The sequence below is a fragment of the Streptomyces sp. SM1 genome, from assembly GCF_002910825.1.
GTDB lineage: Bacteria > Actinomycetota > Actinomycetes > Streptomycetales > Streptomycetaceae > Streptomyces > Streptomyces okerensis.
On the sequence record NZ_NEUB01000435.1, the window covers coordinates 1 to 2099 of the forward strand.

Annotated in this window: 2 protein-coding genes and 1 pseudogene; 1 reads left to right on the top strand and 2 read right to left on the bottom strand. The window is 72.6% G+C overall.

All coding sequences use genetic code 11. From position 1 onward, the window contains the following. Positions 1 to 200 (top strand): annotated as a pseudogene (locus tag B9S61_RS10855) (hypothetical protein); the annotation flags it as partial. Between the two features lie 21 nt (positions 201 to 221). Here B9S61_RS10855 and B9S61_RS10860 read toward each other — a convergent pair. Then, on the bottom strand, positions 222 to 1718 hold the full coding sequence (locus B9S61_RS10860) for an SDR family NAD(P)-dependent oxidoreductase (RefSeq protein WP_103542067.1): 1497 nt from the start codon (positions 1716 to 1718) through the stop codon (positions 222 to 224). A gap of 71 nt (positions 1719 to 1789) precedes the next feature. Continuing rightward, on the bottom strand, positions 1790 to 2099 hold a 310-nt coding region (locus B9S61_RS10865), incomplete at its 5' end, for a WS/DGAT domain-containing protein (protein WP_146064786.1).

The following is a 2099-nucleotide window of genomic DNA, read 5'->3' on the forward strand; positions in this document are numbered from 1 at the left end:
AACTGCTCGGCGCGCGCGTCGCCGGACTGGTCCGCGGCCGTCCCCGGCACGATCTGCCCGCCGGGGACGATCTCCTCGCCCTGCGCACGGCCGCCGAGGAGGCCCGCACCGCCTGTTTCGACGCCGGGGTGCTGGAGGACTGGCGCACCGTGCTGGAACTGCTGGCGGCGCGCAACTCCCGGCTGCGGATGGTCGACTGACGGCCCCTCGGGCCGACGCGGTCACCAGCGGCCGGGCGCGTAGTCCTTCAGGAAGACGCCGTACAGGTCCTCGCCCGCCTCGCCGCGCACGATCGGGTCGTAGACGCGGGCCGCGCCGTCGACCAGGTCGAGCGGGGCGTGGAAACCGGCGTCGGCGAGGCGCAGCTTGTCGAAGTGGGGACGCTCGTCGGTGATCCAGCCGGTGTCGACCGAGGTCATCAGGATGCGGTCGGTGTCGAACATCTCCTGCGCGCTGGTCCGCGTCACCATGTTGATGGCGGCCTTGGCCGCGTTGGTGTTGGGGTGTCCCGCGCCCTTGTAGCCGCGGTCGAAGACGCCTTCCATGGCGGAGACGTTGACGACGTAGGCGCGCCCGGCGGATGCCCGGCGCGCGGCCTCTGCCATCGCCGGACGGAGCGCGCTGATCAGGATGAACGGCGCCGTGTAGTTGCACAGCTGGGTCTCCAGCAGCTCCACCGGGGAGATCTGCTCGATGGTCTGGACCCAGGTGTTGGAGTCGACGACATCGGGGACCAGGCCGCCCGCGTCGATGGCGGTGCCGTCACGGTGCCGCACCACGCTGGCGTTCCCCGCGACCAGGGCGAGGTCGGCCACCTTCTGCGCGTCGAGTCCGCTGACCCCGACGGGCAGCGCGGTCAGTCCGTCGACCGCGCCGGAGTTGAAGGCGCCGATGGTGTGGTGGGCGGGCAGCTCACCGGCCGGCAGCGGGGCGCTCTCGCCCTCGACGAGCGCGGCGTACGCGGACGGCAGCCTGCGTACGGTCTGGGTGGCGTTGTTGATCAGGATGTCGAGCGGACCCTGCTCCGCGACCCGGTCGGCCAGCGCGACGGCCTGGCCCGGGTCGCGCAGGTCGATGCCGACGACCTCCAGCCGGTGCATCCAGTCGCCGGAGTCGTCCATGGCCCTGAAGCGGCGGATGGCGTCCTGGGGGAAGCGCGTGGTGATCGTGGTGTGGGCGCCGTCGCGCAGCAGCCGCAGCGCGATGTACATGCCGATCTTGGCCCGCCCGCCGGTGAGCAGCGCCCGCTTGCCGGAGAGGTCGGCGCGGGCGTCGCGCCGGTCCCGGTTCTCGGCCGCGCACTTCTGGCAGAGCTGGTGGTAGAAGTAGTCGACCTCGACGTAGCGCGTCTTGCAGGTGTAGCAGGAGCGCGGGCGCTGGAGTATCCCCGCGATCCGGCCCGCCTCCACGCGGGAGGAGGGCAGGATGCCCTCCGTCTCGTCGTCGATGCGCTCGGCGGAGCCGGTGGCGGTGGCCTCGGTGACGGCCTTGTCGTGGGCGGTCTTGGCGGCCCGGCGCTCCTGGCGGCGGCGCTGCTTGACCGTGCGGTAGATGTGCGAGGTGGCGCGGCGGACCAGGATCGCGTCCGGGTGGTCGACGTCGAGCTTGTCGAGTTCCTCGAGCACGCCGAGGCAGACGGCGAGCCGTTCCGGGTCGATGCCGGGCCCGTGCACCACCGCCGCGTCCGTGGCCCCGGGGCCGTCCTGTGTCACCGTCATCGCCGCTGCCGTTCCCGCTCTGCTTCTCGCGGCGCTCCGTTCGCATCCGCTGTCGAACGGCGGATTTTACTTCAGCGACCGGCCCCGGCACCAAACCGCGTCGCCCGGTGATCGCAGACGGCGGTGAGTGTCGTCACCTCCTCGGTCAGCGCGTGGGCCAGTCGGTCGAGGTCCGGGACGGCCGCGCCGTCGGCGACCAGGCCGTAGTGGACACGTCCCCGGTACGTGGAGACCGCGACCGCGAGGGAGTGGCCGGGAGCCAGCGGCGCGAGCGGGAACACGGCGCCGAGCGGGTCGCCGCCGAGTGTGAGTCCGAAGCCGGGCAGCGGCACGCTGGTGACCAGGACGTCGAACCAGAGCCGGGCGGCCTGGCCGAGCAGC